This is a genomic window from Clostridium sp. AF22-10 (assembly GCF_003478725.1).
In the GTDB taxonomy this organism is placed as follows: Bacteria; Bacillota; Clostridia; order Lachnospirales; family Lachnospiraceae; genus Otoolea; species Otoolea fessa.
This window is the reverse complement of record NZ_QUFZ01000050.1, coordinates 1-4,147: the sequence shown is the minus strand read 5'-3', so window position 1 is coordinate 4,147 and position 4,147 is coordinate 1. Positions and strand designations below refer to the sequence as shown.

Annotated in this window: 5 protein-coding genes; 2 read left to right on the top strand and 3 right to left on the bottom strand. The window is 30.9% G+C overall.

Features of this window, described 5'->3' with window-relative positions; genetic code table 11:
* Nucleotides 1–240 (top strand): hypothetical protein (locus tag DWX91_RS15955; RefSeq protein ID WP_207664038.1); only part of this gene is annotated, 240 nt, incomplete at its 5' end.
* A gap of 211 nt (nucleotides 241–451) precedes the next feature.
* Here the strand turns inward: DWX91_RS15955 and DWX91_RS15950 are convergent.
* Nucleotides 452–1,267, bottom strand: coding sequence for a DUF262 domain-containing protein (locus DWX91_RS15950; RefSeq protein ID WP_118539765.1), 816 nt, complete (start codon nucleotides 1,265–1,267; stop codon nucleotides 452–454).
* A 368-nt stretch (nucleotides 1,268–1,635) separates the two neighbouring features.
* On the opposite strand from DWX91_RS15950, the gene DWX91_RS16860 reads away from it, so the two are divergent.
* Nucleotides 1,636–1,788 carry a hypothetical protein gene (locus tag DWX91_RS16860; protein ID WP_182435118.1) on the top strand — a complete coding sequence of 51 codons (153 nt, stop codon included), beginning with the start codon at nucleotides 1,636–1,638 and terminating at the stop codon, nucleotides 1,786–1,788.
* 1,003 nt (nucleotides 1,789–2,791) lie between these two features.
* Here DWX91_RS16860 and DWX91_RS15940 read toward each other — a convergent pair.
* Both DWX91_RS15940 and DWX91_RS16855 read right to left on the bottom strand, forming a co-directional pair.
* On the bottom strand, nucleotides 2,792–3,187 hold the full coding sequence (locus DWX91_RS15940) for a hypothetical protein (RefSeq protein ID WP_118539761.1): 396 nt from the start codon (nucleotides 3,185–3,187) through the stop codon (nucleotides 2,792–2,794).
* A 449-nt stretch (nucleotides 3,188–3,636) separates the two neighbouring features.
* Nucleotides 3,637–4,147: hypothetical protein (locus tag DWX91_RS16855; RefSeq protein ID WP_207664037.1), on the bottom strand; the 511-nt coding region annotated here is incomplete at its 5' end.

The following is a 4,147-nucleotide window of genomic DNA, read 5'->3' as shown; positions in this document are numbered from 1 at the left end:
TCTACGGAGGATAATATGAAAAAGTATACAAGAGAGCAAATTTCTGAAATTGTCAATAAATGTTCTGATGAAGTTCTCGAAAGAAACAAAGATAGATTCATAGAAATTGTGTCAGATATTAACATGTATAAAGCTGATCCTGAAGCATTGATAAATTTTGTGACACTTTTTTATTTTGAAATGCAACAAAATTGTAAAGAGACTATCATTGACACATTAGATAAGATGATAAATGGATAGAAAATAGGAGAGCGGTTATGCCCTCCTATAATATATTTACATCATCATTTAAGACTAGAGCGTTTTAATAAGTTCTCTCCAATAATCAAATCTATATCTTACACTAGCAGAAGAGTTTGTTCCACTTTTAACATTATTTTTATATTCCGTATTCTCATCATAATTTGATAAGAATTCTTTTACTGTTTCAATGAACTTATCAAAATCTTTATTATCTTTTAACTCTATATGCTGCGTAAAGTATTACAGAAAAACTTGTCTTTGGAATCTTTGTTCCCTCTTCAAGACCTTTATCAAGTTCCTGCATTCCACTTTCCAGTAATGCAATCTTGTCTGGATCAATATTTTCATTATAGTAATGAATAAATTTCTTTTTATCTGCACCACTAAATGATGTAAAATCATGTTCATCATCTGTAGAACAAAGCATCAATGTCTCAATGGCAACGGCAATATCTACAGCCTGTTTTAACTGAGCCTCAGTCAATCTAAATCTTAATAAGTTCATATTTTTAAGATCCATGACTACATCGATCATATCATCGGACATGATAACTGGAAGCTTCTGAACTACATTTAAAGGTTTACCAGAATTAAGTCTTCCAAACATTTCCCTAACTTCAAGATCTGTATATTTACTAATTTCATAAATCACAAGTGATGCACCATCCAGTGTATCTTTTACTATCTGATCTAGTTTACTATATTTCTTTCCTGCAATTTCGTATTCAGTTCCTTCAATTGTTACAGGTTTTAAATCTTTAGATAAAGCAAATTCATCTGCATAGAAACTGTTTAATGTACTTAATCTCTGAACCCCATCAATTACATACTGACCATTTTCATCGACAATAGTATAAATTGGTGGAACAACATATCCTCTAAGAAGAGAGTCAATCAAAAGAGACTTTTCTTTTGTTTTCCAAACAGATTCTTTTCTCTGTAATTTATGCTCTAACAGAATCACTTTGCGTTTTACTTTACTAACTGTAGGCTTTATAAGTTTGTTTCCACCATGTACTTCCATATTGTGTTACCTCCTAAAATAATTTCCAAAATTTGATATTTTCAGATTAGCACAATATGAAATAAATGTAAATATATTTGTTTAAAATATTGAAATTATTTGTTTCTAAAATGTGATATTTCTCAACAAAGAACAGAAGTTCCGACTGTTGAAAAATGTTGAATTATGGTAATATGTATAATGTAGATGATCCGTGAACGCAACCACGGCTGTTGCGTCATCTACATTGTACCTTGTCAATTTCACATCCCTAGATATATTAGGGGAAAGTGAGTCTGAAGTTCTATGAAGAAACGACATCATGTGGGTTCTCCACGTTTTAATTTCCAGACTGTGAATGTAGTATCTTACAGAAAGGAGGTGAAAACATGGTTGACCAAATACTAAATTTTGGATTGAAATTCGCAAAACTTGGAGCAGTAGTGATAATCACTCTTTCTCTACTATCCAAAAGCGTAGAAACTTTTCAAATCTCTTTGAGTGACGGAGATTATGAAATAAGTGCTACATTTTACGAATAGTAAATAGTCTTCAACGCATAGTTTTTACTTCCTTTGTGCAAGAACTTCCTAAGTCACATCTATTGAAGGGCTGGTATTTCTTACCGGTCCTTTCGTATATATATTCTCCCATTTTGGAGAACAAAATATAAAAGTAGTTTACCACCTTTATATTTCTGATTGATTATGGTAAAATCATGCCAGAGTCTTTGTAACTACATTACCACAGTGTAGTTCATTGCACGACAGGATTCTTGGTATGATTTTACCATGTGGTAGTGTCATATGACACGTATTGAAGAAAAGTGAATAAATTCTGTCCGTTCTGGACAACAAAATTCCCTTTCTTATATTATTGCAATTCTAACTAAGAAAGGAGGTGAGTTTCAAATGGATCTATTTCTACAGAGTGTCAACAGTGTAGGAACATTATGGACTGATTTGTATTTTGCAAATTATATTGGAAAGATATTAGTCGTATTAATAATTGCTTTCAATAAAAATTTGTCAGATGAAAAAGTTAAATGTCTGTCTCAAATGTTTTCTACTGACATAAATCTTCCAAAACTCCATTAATTTTGCTACTTATTTATTCTTTAGTTTTATTCTTCAATATATTCTCCTTTAGGACTGGTACTTTGTTATCAGTCCCTTCATTTATATATTCTCCGTTTTTGTTGAACGAAGAGGGTATGTTTCATTCTTATCTACCTTTTGAAACGAAAGGTCAAACATAGAAGATAAGTTCTACATTTTTATAATCCATCACAGATTATCCTGTTTTGTCAGGAACACCGAGCGCATATTCATCAAGTATCGTTGCATATAACTTGATGTGAGAGTTGTCGCTTCAGTTGAGGCTTATCTCCAAAAAGAGATCTATCCTAACGGATAAAAGGAGCGTCACATTGTTACGATTCTACTATGTCACCATAGTAGAAGAGTAGTGATACATCTGCATTACCAGATCGTTGTACCTTCTTCCCCGTTCATTGTCTCAATTATTTATTTATCACCGTGTATTTCACGGATAACATACTCTAAACCTTTGTATCCAAAGTAAATTATGTATGTTGTCGGCAAATTGGTCTTTTAAATTATTTATTTTGAGGGAATGTATTTTATCCCTACCGACATTATTTAAAGAAAAGAATGTTGATATACCAGCAAATAAGGTCGGAACCGCACCAATAGTATCAACAAATTTTGTTGCTAAATTTATTAAGCTAGTTAATAGGCTAATTCCATTTTTAATAGCATCACTATCGATAAGTTTAAACCAGAATTCCTGTCCACGATTCTCTAGTTGTGCCATTTTACCATCAATACTATCTAAATAGGAATTTAATTCATTAGCCGCTGAACCCTGAGCATTTTCAGATGATTTCTTAACAGCTTCAAGCTGTGTCGGATCTTGCAATATCGCTGAAGCAATGTTGGATCTGTTTTTCTTTTAAGTAAATAAGATTCGCAATATCTTATCAATTAATTATGCTAATTTTTCTTTTAATATTAAATCAATATTTTTAAACTCCCAATAAGGAATTCTAATTAAATTTATGCCATTATTTTTACAATATTCATTTTTAAGTTCATCATGATATTTTATAGTTTTATGATTTTTTAAAGCTTCTTCGTTCGATATGCCATTAAATGTCACTGGCTTAAAATGGTGTTGTTCGATATGCCATTAAATGTCACTGGCTTAAAATGGTGTTGACCATCATATTCAATTATTATGTTTTTATTTGGAAGATAAAAATCGAATGGGAGATATGTTTTATCTCTACAATCAGAAGACGTGTATTGATCTATAGAAGACGTGTATTGATCTATATGTAACATAATTATTGGCATCTAAATAATCTTTTATTTTCTTTTCACCTTTTGATATTTATATTTCTTTTTATCTAAACAATATTTACAGCCAATAATATTTTCACGTTTCATATTTCCACGTGTCATATATTGAATACCAACTTTAGAATGGTTTGGACAAATAAAACCTATATTCGCTTTTCCATCGATCATTTTGCTATCAATATATTTAAATCCTTTTCTTTCACATAGAATTTTATCTTCTTTAATCTTGCAATCATCTAACGCATTTTTATGTGCGTTTTCTGTTACTTCTCGACCACACCAATAACAACCACGACCACTTTCGAGATGCCCCAAACTAATTGTTTGAACACCTTTATCTTTATGTTTTGGACAAATATATCTCAATGTATTTGCCGCCATATCTTTAAAATCTGACTCATCCGATAATAAAATATAATTTGTTTTTTGAAATGCTAATAATACATCATTAAAAGAATGTTTTAATTTAGGTTTAACCAATCCCAATCTTCTTCTTTTAACAGCAATACTATCTGGT